The 15,731-nt window shown below is 50.2% G+C and carries 15 protein-coding genes; 9 read left to right on the top strand and 6 right to left on the bottom strand.

All coding sequences use genetic code 11. The annotated features are described in order from the left end of the window. Positions 1-119: 119 nt before the first annotated feature. The gene (rhlB, locus tag O9X78_RS01470) at positions 120-1,334 is read left to right on the top strand and encodes an ATP-dependent RNA helicase RhlB (RefSeq protein ID WP_435056038.1); all 1,215 of its coding nucleotides are present in this window, start codon (positions 120-122) and stop codon (positions 1,332-1,334) included. On the opposite strand, the gene cysZ is transcribed toward rhlB, so the two are convergent. Continuing rightward, on the bottom strand, positions 1,331-2,062 hold the full coding sequence (cysZ, locus tag O9X78_RS01465) for a sulfate transporter CysZ (protein WP_269617821.1): 732 nt from the start codon (positions 2,060-2,062) through the stop codon (positions 1,331-1,333). The genes rhlB and cysZ overlap by 4 nt on opposite strands. Positions 2,063-2,330: 268 nt before the next feature. On the opposite strand from cysZ, the gene O9X78_RS01460 reads away from it, so the two are divergent. Next, complete coding sequence (locus O9X78_RS01460) at positions 2,331-2,696, top strand: hypothetical protein (RefSeq protein ID WP_269617820.1); 366 nt, start codon at positions 2,331-2,333, stop codon at positions 2,694-2,696. A gap of 2 nt (positions 2,697-2,698) precedes the next feature. On the opposite strand, the gene O9X78_RS01455 is transcribed toward O9X78_RS01460, so the two are convergent. Next, a complete protein-coding gene (locus O9X78_RS01455) occupies positions 2,699-2,905 on the bottom strand; it encodes a cysteine-rich CWC family protein (RefSeq protein ID WP_269617819.1) in 207 nt (68 codons plus the stop codon). A 33-nt stretch (positions 2,906-2,938) separates the two neighbouring features. Here O9X78_RS01455 and smrA point away from each other — a divergent pair, with 33 nt between their 5' ends. Further along, positions 2,939-3,520, top strand: coding sequence for a DNA endonuclease SmrA (gene smrA, locus O9X78_RS01450; protein WP_269617818.1), 582 nt, complete (start codon positions 2,939-2,941; stop codon positions 3,518-3,520). Positions 3,521-3,535: 15 nt separating this feature from the next. On the opposite strand, the gene O9X78_RS01445 is transcribed toward smrA, so the two are convergent. From O9X78_RS01445 to gatC, 4 genes are all read right to left on the bottom strand, one after another. Further along, on the bottom strand, positions 3,536-3,826 hold the full coding sequence (locus O9X78_RS01445; RefSeq protein WP_269617817.1) for a PA4642 family protein: 291 nt from the start codon (positions 3,824-3,826) through the stop codon (positions 3,536-3,538). A 32-nt stretch (positions 3,827-3,858) separates the two neighbouring features. Next, positions 3,859-5,307: an Asp-tRNA(Asn)/Glu-tRNA(Gln) amidotransferase subunit GatB gene (gatB, locus tag O9X78_RS01440; RefSeq protein ID WP_269617816.1), complete on the bottom strand. Its 1,449-nt coding sequence runs from the start codon at positions 5,305-5,307 to the stop codon at positions 3,859-3,861. 11 nt (positions 5,308-5,318) lie between these two features. Next, entirely contained in the window at positions 5,319-6,773 is a 1,455-nt protein-coding gene (gene gatA, locus O9X78_RS01435) for an Asp-tRNA(Asn)/Glu-tRNA(Gln) amidotransferase subunit GatA (RefSeq protein ID WP_269617815.1), read from the bottom strand. A gap of 78 nt (positions 6,774-6,851) precedes the next feature. Beyond that, positions 6,852-7,139: an Asp-tRNA(Asn)/Glu-tRNA(Gln) amidotransferase subunit GatC gene (gatC, locus tag O9X78_RS01430; RefSeq protein ID WP_269617814.1), complete on the bottom strand. Its 288-nt coding sequence runs from the start codon at positions 7,137-7,139 to the stop codon at positions 6,852-6,854. 261 nt (positions 7,140-7,400) lie between these two features. On the opposite strand from gatC, the gene O9X78_RS01425 reads away from it, so the two are divergent. The 6 genes from O9X78_RS01425 to O9X78_RS01400 are packed head-to-tail and all read left to right on the top strand — an operon-like array spanning position 7,401 to position 15,687. Then, positions 7,401-8,438, top strand: a complete 1,038-nt coding sequence (locus O9X78_RS01425) for a rod shape-determining protein (protein ID WP_219042468.1) — start codon at positions 7,401-7,403, stop codon at positions 8,436-8,438. Between the two features lie 33 nt (positions 8,439-8,471). Further along, positions 8,472-9,305, top strand: a complete 834-nt coding sequence (mreC, locus tag O9X78_RS01420) for a rod shape-determining protein MreC (protein ID WP_269617928.1) — start codon at positions 8,472-8,474, stop codon at positions 9,303-9,305. A gap of 3 nt (positions 9,306-9,308) precedes the next feature. Continuing rightward, on the top strand, positions 9,309-9,794 hold the full coding sequence (gene mreD, locus O9X78_RS01415; RefSeq protein WP_269617813.1) for a rod shape-determining protein MreD: 486 nt from the start codon (positions 9,309-9,311) through the stop codon (positions 9,792-9,794). A gap of 2 nt (positions 9,795-9,796) precedes the next feature. Beyond that, positions 9,797-10,387, top strand: a complete 591-nt coding sequence (locus tag O9X78_RS01410; RefSeq protein ID WP_269617812.1) for a Maf family protein — start codon at positions 9,797-9,799, stop codon at positions 10,385-10,387. After that, the gene (rng, locus tag O9X78_RS01405) at positions 10,380-11,843 is read left to right on the top strand and encodes a ribonuclease G (protein ID WP_269617811.1); all 1,464 of its coding nucleotides are present in this window, start codon (positions 10,380-10,382) and stop codon (positions 11,841-11,843) included. The genes O9X78_RS01410 and rng overlap by 8 nt, the downstream gene beginning before the upstream one ends. A 31-nt stretch (positions 11,844-11,874) precedes the next feature. Beyond that, entirely contained in the window at positions 11,875-15,687 is a 3,813-nt protein-coding gene (locus O9X78_RS01400; protein ID WP_269617810.1) for a YhdP family protein, read from the top strand. The last annotated feature ends 44 nt before the right edge of the window (positions 15,688-15,731 follow it).

Raw genomic sequence — 15,731 nt, 5'->3', positions numbered from 1 at the left:
CTTCGGTTGCCGAGACGCGCAATGCGACCCCTACGTCGGGCACAGCATTAGATGGAAAAGAAAATAACGTAGGTGGCCATAAGCGCGGTCGCGAGCGGGCGCCAAGTAAAAAAGCGGAAGTGACTGCCCCGGCATGGACACTTAAAGAATTTCACGTAGCGCCGGAAGAGGGTAAAACCCGCTTTCACGATCTCGGCCTTGATGAACGCTTGATGCACGGTATTGCCGATACCGGCTTTAAATACTGTTCGCCAATACAAGCGACTTCTCTGCCACATACACTGCGCGGGAATGATGTTATTGGTAAAGCGCAAACAGGCACGGGTAAAACCGCCGCCTTTTTGATCACCATATTCAATGATTTGTTAATAAATCCCATTAAAGAAGAGCGTTTTGCGGGCGAGCCGCGTGCCTTAATTATTGCGCCTACCCGCGAGCTTGTCGTTCAAATTGGTGATGATGCGCGCCAACTAGGCAAATATTGTGGCTTAAATGTGGTCACCTTAATTGGCGGTATGGACTACCAAAAGCAGCAAGATAAGCTGGCGGGGATGGTCGATATTGTTGTCGCGACGCCAGGTCGTTTATTGGATTTCGAAGGTCGCAAAGATCTCTACTTAGATCAAATTGAAATTCTGGTCATCGATGAAGCCGACCGAATGTTAGATATGGGCTTTATTCCGCAAGTAAAACGCATCGTGCGTTCTTGTCCTCAAAAAAGCCACCGCCAAACCCTATTGTTCAGTGCCACGTTTACCGATGACATTATTCGTTTAACGGAGCAGTGGACGGACGACCCGGTGAATATCGAGATCGAGCCCGAAAGTGTGGCAACGGATACGGTTGACCAAAAAGTGTATTTGGTTGAATCCCAAGATAAATTCAAATTGCTGTTGAATATTGTTCGCCATGACAGTGCGAAAAGTGTGATTGTGTTTGCGAATCGCCGGGATGAAACGCGGCGCCTTCATGAGAAATTGCAAAAGGCCGGTATTCGTTGCGGTATGTTATCTGGGGAGATTCCGCAGAATAAACGCTCGCGAACGCTGCAGCAGTTTAAAGATGGTGAAATAGCGTGCCTAGTTGCTACCGACGTGGCAGGTCGTGGTATTCATGTGGATGGCGTTAGTCACGTTATTAATTACACCTTGCCGGAAGATGCCGATGACTACGTGCATCGCATCGGTCGTACAGGTCGAGCAGGCGCCACGGGTACGTCGATTAGCTTTGCCTGCGAAGATGACGCGTTTTTGCTGCCTGGCATTGAAGCAGAGCTAGGTATGAAATTGCCCTGCGAACGACCCCCCGAGCATTTGCTGTCAAGCACTCGTTAAGCTTTATTTTTAAAGCGCTCCACCCACATTAGGGTGCCGCCGCAAACCGCGGCGGGCATAATAAATAAATTCAAAATAGGTACCATGGTACCCAGCATAACCAGCGCACCGTAACTTGCGCTGGTTCCGCGCTGGCTCGCCACACGCTTGCGCGCATCCTTAAAGCTCAGCTTGTGATTGTCCATCGGATAGTCGCAATACTCGATAGCCATCATCCATGCGTTCAGAGCAAACCAAAGAAGTGGCGACAACGGCGAGATAACAAAACTGGCAATTAACGTTAGAATCGCAAAGCCGAAGTAGTACAGTAGCTTTTGACATTCTCGACCGATACTCTTTGGAAAGCTCGCGATTGCCATCCCAATGGTTTCGCGACCAGACACGTCTTCTCCTGTGAGCATTTCCTCGACTTTTTCTGCGAGCAGACCATTGAAGGGCGAGGCAATGATATTGGCCACGGTACTGAAGATATACATAACGATGGCGAGCACGAGAATGACCGCCAGCGGCCAGAGAATCCACTGTAAAAAGTCTAGCCAGCTAGGTAGCCAAGCGACGACCTGGTTTATCCATCCTGAGATGGTTTCTAGAGTAAGCGCGGTGAAGGTGCCAAAAATAACGACGTTGATCAGCAGTGGCAAGACGACAAAGAGACGAATTCCCGGTTCGCGTAGCATTTTAAAGCCGCGTATTAAATAGTCTGGGCCGCTGAGTGGGCGTGCATTCATAGTCAGAGTTACCTGTTAGGAATGAATTGTTCGAATTGCTGAGCGGCGCACTTTCCCGTGCGGAGAAAAATCGCTATGCTTTTTCTCGCTTGTTAGCGGGCGAATGGGTTCGCATTATTCAAATCACTGTTGTGCCTAATGATAACGAGCTAAGCCATTAAATGGCCAACGATATCTCGCTTAATGCTGCGTGCTTTGCCCTGTCGGCGATACACCGAGCGTTTAGCTTTTTCATAACACTAGGAATACTGACAGAGGGAAAGGTCTGATGAGAGCAATTTATTTAGTGTGGCTTGGTGTGGTGTTTGTGGCATCCAGCCAAGTTCAGGCGGGAGATTTAAGCGAATCCTATAATGTGATGTGTGAAAAGATGAAGTCCTGCGCCATGAAAAGTATTGGCGAGGCGGATTTAACCCCTGATATGCGGGCGATGATTACCGCCAGTCTAGAGAACACGTGTCAGTCAATTGAGCAGCAGTTCCCTAGTGTAGCGGCGGCGCATCCGCTTTATGGTCCAGCGAGTGCGTGCTTGTCATCTATGGGAAAGCTCAGCTGTGATCAAATAGAAAACATGGGCGATACTTCAACGCCTGAGTGTGAGCGCTATGAGAAGATGGTTGAGAACTACGAGTAAGCTTAGCACGGGCATCCGCAGGTCTTACAAAGGCAGCGTTTCGTGCTGCCACCGTCATTTGCGCGAAGTTTGGCGGCCTCGTCTATTTTAGTGTTCATGCACCAGCAGCTAGTGGGGTCTTTGCCTGCCGCCACGGCGCAATGATTCTCTTGCTGACAGAGTGGGCAGAGGGCAGGATCGGTGTAAGACACTAAGTTGCTGGTGGGCATTGTTGAATTCCTGTTACGCCGGAGGAGGTGAGTATGAGCGACGACGATAGATTGTTCGCTGAAGAGATGGCCGGTGTCAAACCGCTTGAGCTAGAGCGGCGCGTGGTAATTAGAAAAGATGATGGCGGTGAGGTAAATATTGCTGCGCGGCGCGCTGCTGCGACGGCGCAGAGCAATGCGCGTAATTTTTTATCAACGTCTGAAATAGAAATATTAGATCCATATTACCTACTTGAGTTTCGTCGTGAAGGCGTGCAGCTCGGTGTATTCCGTCGTTTAAAGCAGGGTAAATACGCCACCGAAGCTCGACTTGATTTGCATAAGATGACCGTGGAGCAAGCTCGCTTGCAGGTGTTTGAATTTATTCGCGAGGCCATGAAAGCTGATCTGCGCACGGTGATGATTGTGCATGGTCGAGGACATCACAATGAATCTAAGGGTGCGGTGCTGAAATCCTATGTGAATCGTTGGTTGCCCGAAATGGATGAGGTGCAGGGCTTTTGCAGCGCCCAGATTCAGCACGGCGGTGCGGGGGCGGTTTATATTATGCTGCGGAAAAGTGAGAAGAAAAAACAGGAAAATCGCGACCGCTTAGCTCGCGGTCGCGGTATGTAAAGACAAAGGTGCCTGCTAAGCGGCACCTTTGCTTTCTAGTGCGGCGACGTACTCGCCGGAATTGCGGTGTTCTTTAGCGTAACTTAATACCGTGCGGCCATCCTTGTCGGTGGCGTTAAGATCGCGGCCAGTCTCTAAAAACATGCCAATGAATAATTCAAAGTCATCGGCGCGCATGCTTTGGTAGGCTTTTAGCAAGGCGTGGAAGTCGCGATTGGTACCTGCTTTAGGTTCTGAATCAAGAAACTCGCGAACACGGCCTTCCGTCCATACTTCGTCTAATACTTTTTCTTTGTCTTTTTTCATAAAACTGTTTCTACCATAAAAGTACCGGCGGTTTAGCCGCCGAGTTTTTCGTTTAAAAGTTTGTTAATTACGCCAGGGTTTGCTTGGCCCTTCGACGCTTTCATTATTTGACCGACAAAAAAGCCCAGCATTTTTTTGCGTTTGCCTTCGTCGGCGGCGCGGAATTGCTCAACTTGTTCTGGGTTGGCAGCGAGTACCTCGTCGACCATTGCGCCTAGAGCACCACTGTCTGAGACTTGCTTTAAACCTTTGCTGTCGATAATTGCGTCTGCGCTGTCGCCTTCCTTGTTCCATAGGGCGTCAAAGACTTGCTTGGCGATTTTGCCTGAAATGCTGTTATCGCGAATCCGCTGAATTAAGCCGCCGAGCTGCTCCGCGCTTACGGGGCTGGCATTGATTGATAGATTATCTCGATTCAGCGAAGCTGATAGTTCACCGTTTACCCAGTTGGCTGCCAGTTTGGCGTCGCCTGCACTATTGGCAGCAACTTCAAAATAATCAGCGACTGCGCGTTCGCCGGTAAGCAGGTAGGCATCATAGGCGGATAGGCCGAAGTCTGACTCGAAGCGCTGGCGTTTTGCGTCCGGTAATTCCGGCATACCTGCTAAAAGCTCATCGATTAGCGACTGTTCAACATGCACCGGTAGTAAATCTGGGCAGGGGAAGTAGCGGTAGTCGTTCGCCTCTTCCTTGCTGCGCATTGGACGGGTTTCGTTCTTGTCGCTGTCGTATAGGCGCGTTTCTTGTTTAACTTTGCCGCCGTCTTCAATCAGCTCGATTTGGCGCAATACTTCGGTTTTGATGGCGCGCTCAACGAAGCGGAAAGAGTTGATGTTTTTGAGTTCGGCACGAGTGCCGTATTCCTCTTGCCCCTTGGGACGAATCGAAACGTTGGCGTCGCAGCGCAGTGAACCTTGGGACATGTCGCCGTCGGAAATGCCCAAGTAGGTCACAATAGAGTGTATCTTACGTAGATAAGCGACAGCTTCTTCGGCGCTGCGCATATCGGGCTCTGATACAATTTCAATAAGCGGCGTGCCTGCACGGTTGAGGTCGATGCCCGACATACCTTGATAGTCTTCGTGTAGTGATTTACCCGCATCCTCTTCTAGGTGGGCGTGATGTACGCGAACGCTTCGGGTGCTGCCGTCGCTCAAAGTGATTTCTACGATACCGGGACCGACGATGGGAAAGTCCATCTGTGTGGTCTGATAGCCTTTGGGTAGATCGGGGTAGAAATAGTTTTTACGATCAAAAACCGAGTCGCGGCAAATGTCCGCGTTTATCGCCAAGCCGAATAAGATGGCATTTTTCACCGCTTGCTCGTTTAGCACCGGCAAGGTGCCGGGCATAGCCAAGTCTACAGCGCTCGCTTGGGTATTGGCGTCGGCGCCGAAGGCGGTACTGGAGCCGGAGAATATCTTAGATTTGGTGGTGAGCTGGACGTGAATTTCCAGACCAATTACAACTTCCCATTCCATAGTCGCTATCCTTATACGCTGCCGGGAGCGGCTTGCTGGTGCCAGTCGCTGCGTTGCTGATACTGATGTGCGGCGGCGAGCAGGGTGGTTTCGTCAAAATCGCGGCCGATGAGTTGCAATCCGATCGGCTTGCCTTGGGTAAAGCCAGCCGGTAATGAAATGGCTGGAAGCCCTGCTAGATTGACAGCGATGGTGTAAATGTCTTCAAGGTACATGGTAACGGGGTCGCTCACTTTTTCACCGAGGGCGAACGCGGGGTTGGGTGTGGTCGGTCCTGCAATAATGTCGACAGATTTAAACGCTTCGTCAAAATCCTGCTTTATAAGACGGCGAATTTGCTGAGCTTTGCGGTAGTAAGCGTCGTAAAAACCAGACGATAGCGCGTAGGTTCCGATCAAGATTCGGCGCTTCACTTCGGCGCCAAAACCCTCGGCGCGAGTTCGGGTGTATAGGTCGTCTAAATCTTTTGGGTTTTCGCAGCGATATCCATAGCGTACGCCGTCGAAACGTGACAGATTAGTCGATGCTTCAGCGGGTGCGATTATATAGTAACAAGGCACCGCTAAATGCGTGTGAGGCAGGCTTATCGTTTTAATTTCTGCCCCCATTTTTCTGTACACATCGAGTGAGGCTTCTATTGCCGCTGCGATGTCTGGGGCTAGGCCGTCACTAAAATATTCTTTAGGTACGCCAATCTTTAATCCGCTGAGGTCTTTGCTCAGTCCGGCAACATAGTCGGGCACGGCGACGTTCATGCTGGTGCTATCGCGGTGGTCAAATCCCGCCATGGCTTGCAATAGTAGCGCATTGTCTTCGGCAGTCTTTGCCATTGGCCCACCTTGATCGAGGCTGGACGCAAACGCAATCATACCGTAACGAGACACACGCCCGTAGGTCGGCTTTAAGCCAGTGAGGCCGCACAGTGCGGCTGGCTGACGGATGGAGCCGCCGGTATCGGTGCCCGTGGCAGCGGGTGCCATACCCGCTGCAATTGCTGCTGCTGAGCCGCCGGATGAGCCGCCGGGTACACAGTCGGTATTCCAAGGGTTGCGAACCGGGCCATAAAAACTGGTTTCATTAGACGAACCCATGGCGAATTCGTCGAGATTGGTTTTGCCGAGTGTCACAACGCCGGCGCTAGCGAGTCTATCAACGACGGTGGCGTTGTAGGGCGCGATAAAATTGTCGAGCATTTTCGATGCACAGCTGGTGCGAACACCCTCAGTGCAAAAAATATCTTTGTGGGCAATGGGTACGCCGCAGAGGGCGCCGGCAGCCCCTTTTTGTCTGGCTGTATCGGCTGCGCGAGCTTGGCTTAGTGCTTGCTCGCCGGTCACAGTAATAAAACTATTGAACTTGCTGTCGTGTTTAGCGATGGCGTCTAGGTATTGCTGCGTGATTTCTTCGCTGGAGAATGTTTTCGCTTCCAGCCCCCGAAGAATATCGGCAATTGTGTGCTTGGGCATAGTTCAGATTACTCGTTGTGTCTGCCGTAATAGAGTGCGGCGGTAAATTGGTGTGTCGTCGCAATACGCAGTCGCGTTCTATTCAATCACTTGGGGTACTAAGTACAAGCCGTCCGCCGTTTGCGGTGCGATTTGTTGAAATTTTTCGCGGTGATTGCTTTCGGTGACTTCATCGGCTCTGAGTCGCTGTATAGCGTCATGGGGATTTGCCATTGCTACGACGTTGGCAGTGTCGACGGCTTGCATAGCGTCGACCATATTAAGAATGTCGCCAATGCGTTCGCTGAGTTCTGCGGTTTCTGTTTCTGCGATATTGATTCTCGCCAGCCGTGCTAACTTTGCAATGTCGTTTTGGTCTAGGCTCATGCTCTACCTTAATAAAGTGGGTCGTGACAACAATAAGCTGATTTCCGCTGCGCAAAGTGAGGAATGCGTTGGATTTGCAATGAGGTTGCCGGTAAACCGTTAAACTTATCATATTTGCGCCTTGCCCTAAATCCCTGCCGTTGATAGAGTGGCAAAGTTTTTAATTTAGGGCCTCGCGATGTTGCCGGGCGGCATTTGCTTCCGGTCCGATCAGCCTAGTCCCTGCCCAAAAAACGGGGCTGTATAAGGTGTCAATTACACATGTTTAAACGAATTCGCGGTATGTTTTCCAATGATCTTTCGATTGATCTTGGAACAGCAAATACTCTTATTTACGTGCGTGGTCAGGGGATTGTGCTAGATGAACCCTCGGTAGTGGCTATTCGTGTTCATAATGGTCAAAAAACAATTGAAGCAGTGGGGATGGAAGCCAAGCGCATGCTGGGCCGTACGCCCGGAAATATCACGGCAATTCGTCCTTTGAAAGACGGTGTTATTGCCGACTTCCAAGTCACTGAAAAAATGCTGCAGCATTTTATAAAATTGGTTCATCAGAATAGTTTTATTCGTCCTAGTCCGCGTGTGCTAGTGAGTGTGCCGTGTAAGAGTACGCAGGTTGAGCGTCGGGCCATTCGCGAATCGGTATTGAGTGCTGGTGCACGGGAAGTACGCCTGATCGAAGAGCCTATGGCGGCGGCAATTGGCGCGGGATTACGCGTTGATGAAGCGTCTGGTTCGATGGTTGTCGATATCGGTGGTGGTACCACGGAGATCGCAATTATCTCTTTAAACGGTGTGGTGTATTCAGATTCTGTGCGTGTTGGTGGTGACCGTTTTGACGAGGCTATCGTGACTCACGTACGTCGCACCTACGGCAGCTTGATTGGTGACGCAACTGCAGAGCGGATTAAGCAAGAAATTGGCTGCGCTTACCCTGGCAGTGAATTGCGTGAAATTGATGTGCGCGGTCGTAACTTAGCTGAAGGTATTCCGCGTCGCTTCACCCTGAATAGTGATGAAATATTGGAAGCGCTTCAGGAGCCGCTGCAGGTAATTATTCAGGGTGTTAAGCGCGCTCTGGAGCAGTCGCCTCCCGAGTTGGCGGCGGATATTGCCGAAACCGGTATCGTTTTAACCGGCGGTGGTGCGTTGTTGCGTGGTATTGATCAGTTGATCGCAGATGAGAGCGCCTTGCCTGTTATTATCGCTGAAGACCCTTTAACCTGCGTTGCACGTGGTGGTGGTAAAGCCTTAGAGATGATGGATCGCCATCATCTTGATATATTGTCTGCTGAGTAATAATGATTCGCCCCGCGGAGGGAGGACGCAGCAATTAAACCGGTATTTTCTAATCAGTCGTCCATTGGCGGCCGACTGCTGATCTTAGGCGGTGTTGCGTTGGTTCTGATTTTACTCGGTCAGCGCCTTGATTTTATGGCGCCTCTGCGGACTCAGTTGTCTCTTGTCGCGACCCCATTTTATTGGGTCGTGGATGTTCCCAGTCGCATGGTTAATCAGTTCCGCGATTCGTGGAGCAGTCGAAGCGATTTACTCGCTGATAATGAGCGCTTGCGTTCCGAGTCGCTCATCCTCAATGCAAAACTTCAAAAATATATCGAGCTGCGCGCCGAAAATGTGCGTCTTCGCGAGCTGATGAATTCCTCCGAGCGTGTAAATGATACTGTTGTGGTCGCCGAGGTCATTGCCGTGGCGTCTGATCCCAATAGGCATTTGCTGTTGGTCGACAAGGGTAGTCGCGACGGCGCGTTTGTAGGTCAGCCAGTTATTGATGCCAATGGTTTACTCGGTCAAATTATCGAGGTGGGCGTACTGCAAAGCCGCGTGCTTTTAATTACTGATAACGCCCACGCCTTGCCGGTACGAGTGAGTCGCAATGGCTTGCGGGCAATTGCAGAAGGCACCGGCTTAATTGATGAGCTGGCACTGACCCATGTTGCAGCCACTACGGATATCCAAGTTGGAGATTTATTAGTGAGTTCAGGCCTTGGCGGCCGATTCCCCAGCGGTTATCCCGTTGGCGAGGTCGTTGAAGTGTCAATCGATCCCGGCCAGCCTTTTGCTGAAGTTCGCGCCCGCCCTATGGCGAAACTGGATCGCAGCCGCAATGTCTTACTGGTGTTCAGTGAGCAGAAGATAGAGGAGTAGCGCATGGAGTCGCATGCGCAGGGACTTTGGTTTGTTGTTGTTTCTATACTCATTGCCTTGTTACTGAGTATATCCCCCCTTAGCCCTGATCTCGCTTGGGCTCGGCCTGACTGGCTATTGTTGATTTTGGTGTATTGGCTGCTCGCGCTGCCTGAGCGTGTTGGCGTCTTTGTTTGTTGGCTATGCGGCATTCTCTTAGACGTTTTACAGGGCGTGGTGCTCGGTCAGAATGCGTTTGCCTTCGCCGTGGTTGCCTATATCATTCAAGTGTCATATCAGCGCTTGCGCATGTTTAGTTTACGCAAGCAGGCTGCTTTTGTGTTCTTGCTTGAGCTTTTCCATATTTTGGTTGATCAGTGGGCGCAAAATATTAACGGTGTAGCACAAACCCACTGGCTGGTTTTCCTCCCCGCATTGACCACCGGGCTGCTTTGGTTGTTTGTGCGGCCAATCGTCGGATGGTTTCAGCGTGCTTTTGCGGTATTTTAATTTTGCAAAATAGTCATTCACTCATCTTGGCGTCTGGCTCTCCGCGTCGGGCTGAATTGCTCACCCAAATTGGTGTCTCATTTCAGGTGGTGCCCGCAGATATAGACGAGTCAATAATCAGCGGTGAGTTGGCTTTGGATTACGTTCGGCGTATGGCTAAAGAAAAAGCGGCAACCGTTGCTGCGGCTTTTCCAGACCGGGTCGTGTTGGCGGCAGATACTTCGGTCATTGTTGATGATGAAATTTGGGGAAAGCCCTTGAGCCGTCAACATGCTAAGGTAATGTTGTCGGGCCTTAGCGGTCGTGTTCATCAAGTTATCACGGCGCTCGCCATTTGCCAGCACGGCGACATAACGGTGAGCCAGAGTATTAGCGACGTGCACTTTGCTCATTTGTCAGACCAGCAAATTGAGGTCTATGTCGCCAGCGGTGACGCCGACGACAAAGCCGGGGCTTATGGCATTCAGGGTGCAGCGGGATGCTTTGTAAAACATTTGAGCGGTAGCTATTCTGGCGTCATGGGTTTGCCCTTATACGAAACAGCGGTTTTGCTGGGCAAAGCCGGAATTATTATAGAGCCTGTGCATGAGTGAAGAGATTCTTATCAATGTTACGCCGGTAGAAACCCGCGTGGCAGTCGTCGAAAATGGTGTGCTGCAGGAGGTCTATATTGAACGCAGCCGTTCGCGTGGCATCGTGGGCAATATTTACCAAGGCAAAGTTGTCCGTGTATTGCCGGGTATGCAGGCGGCGTTTGTTGATATTGGCTTAGAGCGCACTAGCTTTATTCATGCCTCAGATATTGCCTGCTTAGATACTGACACCGGTGAACATGCAGATATTCGCAGTAAGATTCGCGAAGGACAGTTGCTTACGGTTCAAGTCAGTAAAGATCCTATGGGAACGAAAGGCGCACGTTTAACGACGCGGTTGTCGGTGTCTTCCCGTTATTTGGTGTATATGCCGGGCGCAGCTCACATCGGCGTGTCACATAGAATTGATGACGAAGAAGAACGTCAGCGTTTGCGCGAGGTTTTAGAGGCAGCTGCGCGAGTCGAAGATGAAGATCTGCAGGACGGCTATATTTTGCGTACGGCCGCTGAAGGTGCTGGTCAGGATGAAATGCATGCCGATGTACAATTTTTAAAACGATTGTGGGCAGCGGTTGAGCGCCGCATGAAACGCGATACTGCGCCTAGCGTGATATACGAAGATTTGCCGTTATTTATGCGCACCATGCGCGATTTGGTTAGGCCTGGTTTAGAAAAAATAAGAATAGATTCCCGCGAGAGTTTCCAGCGTGTGGCGCAATTTGCTGAAGATTACTTACCGGAGATTAGCTCTCAGCTTGAATACTACCCAGGTGAGCGGCCGGTATTCGATTTATATGGTGTTGAAGACGAAATTCAGAAGGCCTTAGGGCGCAAAGTAGAACTCAAATCGGGCGGTTATTTAATTATCGACCAAACTGAGGCGATGAGTACCATCGATATTAATACCGGCGCGTTTGTCGGTCATCGCAACTTAGAAGAAACCATATTTAAAACCAATCTAGAGGCCGCGGCGGCGCTCGCACGTCAACTTCGCTTAAGAAATCTTGGCGGTATTATCATTATCGATTTTATCGACATGAAAGACCCCGAACACCGTCGCCAAGTATTGCGCGCGCTAGAACGGGCCATGGAGAAAGATTACGCGAAAACCTCAATTACCGGTGTTTCGGAATTGGGCTTAGTGGAAATGACGCGCAAGCGCACCCGCGAAAGTTTGGAACATATACTCTGCGAAACCTGTCATTACTGTCATGGACGAGGCTCGCTAAAATCGCCGGAAACTGTGTGTTACGAGGTGTTTAGAGAGATTCTGCGTGAATCGCGTGCCTATGAAAGTAAGCGTTTATTGGTATTGGCATCGCAGGAAGTGGTTGATCGTTTACTTGACGAAGAGTCGGCAAACGTCGCAGATCTTGAAGAGTTTATAGGTGCAAGTATTCGCTTTCAGGTAGAGGCGGTGTACACGCAGGAGCAGTTTGATGTTGTTTTGCTCTGAGCGTGGTGGCGATAATCATGGGTGATTATTGATGCTCGTTCGCGCGTTTCGCCAGCTGTATACCTTTCTCTGGGGTGTCGCCCTGGTACTGCTGGTTATTCTCGCTTTGTACGCAAGTTTGGGGCGCCAATATATCGGTTTGGTAGAGCGTTATCAGCAGGATATTTTTGAGCGTGTAGAGGGTTTTACCGGCATCAGTATGCAGGCGGCTAGCTTGCAAGGCAGCTGGGCAGGCCTCTCTCCTGTCATTGAGCTTAGTGATTTTCGTCTTGGCGCTAACGCGGCCGTTCGTTTAGATCATGCCCGTATAGAAATTGATGTGCTGTCTTCGTTGGTAACAGGCACGCCAAAGGTTCGCCAAATTCAGGCGGGCACACTCAGTGTGGATCTGGAGCAAACAGCGGATGGTCGCTGGCGGGTGCCAGGATTGGTAACCGCCGATGCCGCCGATGCTAGTCCCGATATGTTAATTAACTCGGTGCTCGGTGTTCGCAGTGCCGCGTTAGATTTGTTTGCCATCAATCTCCGTTATGCAAATGGCAATGTCACCCATATCAGCAGTCGCGATTTCTCTTTGCGCAGCGACGATAAATTCCGACGTATCTACGCCCAGCTAAATACAGACAGCGATGGCGATATTCAAATGTTACTTGAGGCCTACGGTGATCCGCGCAATGCCGAAAAATTTAGTGCTAGTGCGTATATGGTCATCGCCGGTAGTCGTTTGTCGGCAATAGCACCCATCTTTCAAGACAGCGCGCCACTGTTTGATAGTGAAGTGAGTGGCGAGTTATGGCTGAGTTGGCGACGTGGGCAGCGCATAAGTTTGAGCGGTGTATTAAATGCACCTGAACTTGCCGTTGGTGTTTTGTGGGGGGCTGAGGACGCTTCGCTAAAAGACGTCAATATGCGTTTTGCCGGAAGTCACCGCGATGGCTTTTGGCGAGTGAGTTTTACTGAGTTTGACGCTCTTTGGCGAGATCATCGTATTGATCTTGCCGGTATTTCAGTGCGTCACCCGGAACAAACCCTTTGGCGTTTTAACTTACCGCAGTTAGACGTTGGCGCCAGTAATGCACTTCTGACGGAAAGCGACATACTGCCAGAACACCTGCAACAGGTGCTCATTGATTTGGCGCCCGAAGGTCACCTGAATCATATTCAGTTTGACTTGTTTACCGGAGACTCGGGAGTCGATAATTTTGTGCTCCGAGCCGAAGCGTCGAAACTAAGCGTGCAGGCCTGGCAGGGGGCGCCGGGTGCAGAGGGCTTGTCGGGGTATTTAGAAATCAGTCCTCAACAGGGTTTGTTGATGATGGATTCGGATTCCTTGTCCCTCTCTTTTCCTCATTTATATGACAAGGCCTTCGATTTAAATTCGGTGAAAGCAGAGTTGCGCTGGGACTACGACCAGGAGCGTCTGCGTCTGCACAGTGGTTTGATTAGTGCTAAAAGCAATGATAAGCCAATGGCGGCGATGCTGCGCTTGGATTTGCCCTTACACAAGGATGCTGAGCCTGACCCGATGATGACTTTGGTGATTGGTGCGAAGGACATAGATGCCAGTCAGCATGGTCTGTATACGCCCAAGGTCTTGAGCGACGGACTCCATAATTGGCTTGAGGATAGTATTCGTGGCGGGCGTGCTAAAACCGCAGGGTTTATCTATCACGGCTCCTTACTGGCGCATGCTGAGCACAGCCCATCGGTTCAGTTAGATCTCGATCTCGCTGACGCGGAATTGCATTTTCAAGCCGATTGGCCGTCGGTCAAAGCGGCGCAGGCATCGGTGCGGATTGATAATGCTGAGGTGATAGCGAAGTCTACGTCCGCAACCATGAATGGGTTGGCCCTTGGGCCGCTAGCGGTTGATGTTTCCACTTCCGCGAGCGGGCATGCGGTTTTGGATGTCGCTACAACCGCAAATCCCAATTTCGAACAGGTCAAAAGTCTACTTATTGATACGCCTCTGCACTCCTATGTTGGGAGTACTTTTGACTCGTGGACGGGTGAGGGCGATGCAAATGTGAACTTTGGTCTTCATTTACAGTTTGTAGGCGACAATACTCCCAATGTGAATGTTGATGCGGATATAGATTTTTCGGTGGTGGGTCTAAGTGAATATCGCTTGGCATTGAGCAATGTTCAGGGGCATTTGCACTATGACTCTACCGATGGATTGAACAGTCGAAATTTAACTGGCGAAGTGTTTGGCAGGCCACTGTCGGCGGTGATTAGCCAGCGTGATCGGCAAGTTGATGTCGATGTTGTTACAAAACTTGCAGTGAATGACGTTGCGCAGTGGCTCCAGCTGCCCGTTTTGCAGTTTTTTAGCGGTCGCAGTGATATTCGTCTGCATATTCAAGCGGGTGGTGATACGCCGGGCCTATCTTTGGCGTCTGATTTGCGAGGGGTGGAAATATCATTGCCGCAGCCATTTTATAAGTCGCCAGAGTCCCCAAGCGTGCTTGCTGTCACGCTGCCCTTTGGTCAAGAGGAACAATTACTTCAACTGACCTTGGCAGATCAAATTAAGTTGAATCTAGGGTTTAGTGATGGAGCTCTTTTTGGTGCTCATTTGACCCTCGGCCCAACAGATACTAAAAAATCAGTAGCTCGGCCTTTATTGGGTCAGTTTAACGTTGACGGACGTGTGGATTTCGCCACTTTTGAACAGTGGCGGCAGATAGCCGATCGTTATATTGCCAGTGTGCCGCCTAGTGGTGCGGCAATGGTCCTGGCAGTAAACGACTTACACATAGATGATGTCGATATATTCGACCATCTTCTGGACGATGTCCGCATCACGCTAAGGGAAAATGTGGGTCGTTGGCAGTTGAGAGTAGACAGCGTCCAGCTTGCGGGAGACTTAACGTTTCCTCGAAACGATTCTTCGACAATTTCGAAACTGGTATTTCAAAAATTGGCCTTGCCCGCATTTGAAGATCGTGTAGCGACTGACGTTGTGGATGTAGATCCGCGGACTTTAATGGATGCAAATGTTGATATTCAAGCGCTCTCTGTTGGTGGTCGAAATTGGGGTAGCGTCGGGTTTAATTTACGCAGCGATGAAACTGGCGCGCACTTCAGTGAGCTGCGGGGAATGTTGCGTGGTATAGCGTTGGCGCCTAGCGATGGCGAGAGCAGTTTACATTGGTTTAGAGATGATAATGGCAATCAGAACTCTCGATTACAGGGCCGATTTGCGGTCAAAGATTTTGGTGCCGTGTTAGCTGAACTTGGTTATTCCAAAGTTATAGAAACTAAAACGGGCGACTTTAATGTTGATATGCATTGGGCTGGCTCACCCAATCAATGGAATATTTTGCACAGTGATGGCGATTTAGAGTTTAGTTTTAACGATGGACGTTTCTTAAAAAGTTCTGATGCGGCGAGTGGCGCATTGCGCGTGTTTAGTGTTTTCAATATGGCGAATATTGTACGGCGATTAAAATTCGATTTTCGCGATGTGTTTAGCAAGGGGATTTACTTCGATTCCATGCGTGGCAGTTTGAGCCTACACGGTGGCATGGTACGGTTGCAGGAGCCTCTTGATATAAAGGGGCCGTCTAGTCGGTTCCAGATGACCGGTAATATTAATTTGAATACCGATGTTCCTGCGCTTCGCCTAGTCGCGACTCTACCTGTTGGGAGTAATTTGCCCTGGGTTGCCGCGCTTGTGGGTGGTTTACCTGCGGCTGCGGGCGCCTATGTAGTGACGAAGGTGTTTGAGGAGCAAGTCGATAGTTTTTCGAGCGCAGTCTACGATATTTCAGGCACTATTCAGCAACCTGAGTTAACGTTTAAAAAGATTTTTGATGTAGATAGTGATGAAAATTTTTAATTAGTTGGATGCGTTGTGTTATCGATACTTGGCATGACGTGTAA

The organism is Zhongshania aquatica (assembly GCF_027257955.1).
GTDB lineage: Bacteria > Pseudomonadota > Gammaproteobacteria > Pseudomonadales > Spongiibacteraceae > Spongiibacter > Spongiibacter aquatica.
This window is presented reverse-complemented; position numbering and strand designations above follow the sequence as displayed.

Excerpts from the sequence above, each read along its gene's own strand:
- cysZ (WP_269617821.1), bottom strand. The coding sequence starts at position 2,062 with ATGAATGCACGCCCACTCAGCGGCCCAGACTATTTAATACGCGGCTTT.
- O9X78_RS01460 (WP_269617820.1), top strand. The coding sequence starts at position 2,331 with ATGAGAGCAATTTATTTAGTGTGGCTTGGTGTGGTGTTTGTGGCATCC.
- O9X78_RS01455 (WP_269617819.1), bottom strand. The coding sequence starts at position 2,905 with ATGCCCACCAGCAACTTAGTGTCTTACACCGATCCTGCCCTCTGCCCA.
- smrA (WP_269617818.1), top strand. The coding sequence starts at position 2,939 with ATGAGCGACGACGATAGATTGTTCGCTGAAGAGATGGCCGGTGTCAAA.
- O9X78_RS01445 (WP_269617817.1), bottom strand. The coding sequence starts at position 3,826 with ATGAAAAAAGACAAAGAAAAAGTATTAGACGAAGTATGGACGGAAGGC.
- gatB (WP_269617816.1), bottom strand. The coding sequence starts at position 5,307 with ATGGAATGGGAAGTTGTAATTGGTCTGGAAATTCACGTCCAGCTCACC.
- gatA (WP_269617815.1), bottom strand. The coding sequence starts at position 6,773 with ATGCCCAAGCACACAATTGCCGATATTCTTCGGGGGCTGGAAGCGAAA.
- gatC (WP_269617814.1), bottom strand. The coding sequence starts at position 7,139 with ATGAGCCTAGACCAAAACGACATTGCAAAGTTAGCACGGCTGGCGAGA.
- O9X78_RS01425 (WP_219042468.1), top strand. The coding sequence starts at position 7,401 with ATGTTTAAACGAATTCGCGGTATGTTTTCCAATGATCTTTCGATTGAT.
- mreD (WP_269617813.1), top strand. The coding sequence starts at position 9,309 with ATGGAGTCGCATGCGCAGGGACTTTGGTTTGTTGTTGTTTCTATACTC.
- rng (WP_269617811.1), top strand. The coding sequence starts at position 10,380 with ATGAGTGAAGAGATTCTTATCAATGTTACGCCGGTAGAAACCCGCGTG.
- O9X78_RS01400 (WP_269617810.1), top strand. The coding sequence starts at position 11,875 with ATGCTCGTTCGCGCGTTTCGCCAGCTGTATACCTTTCTCTGGGGTGTC.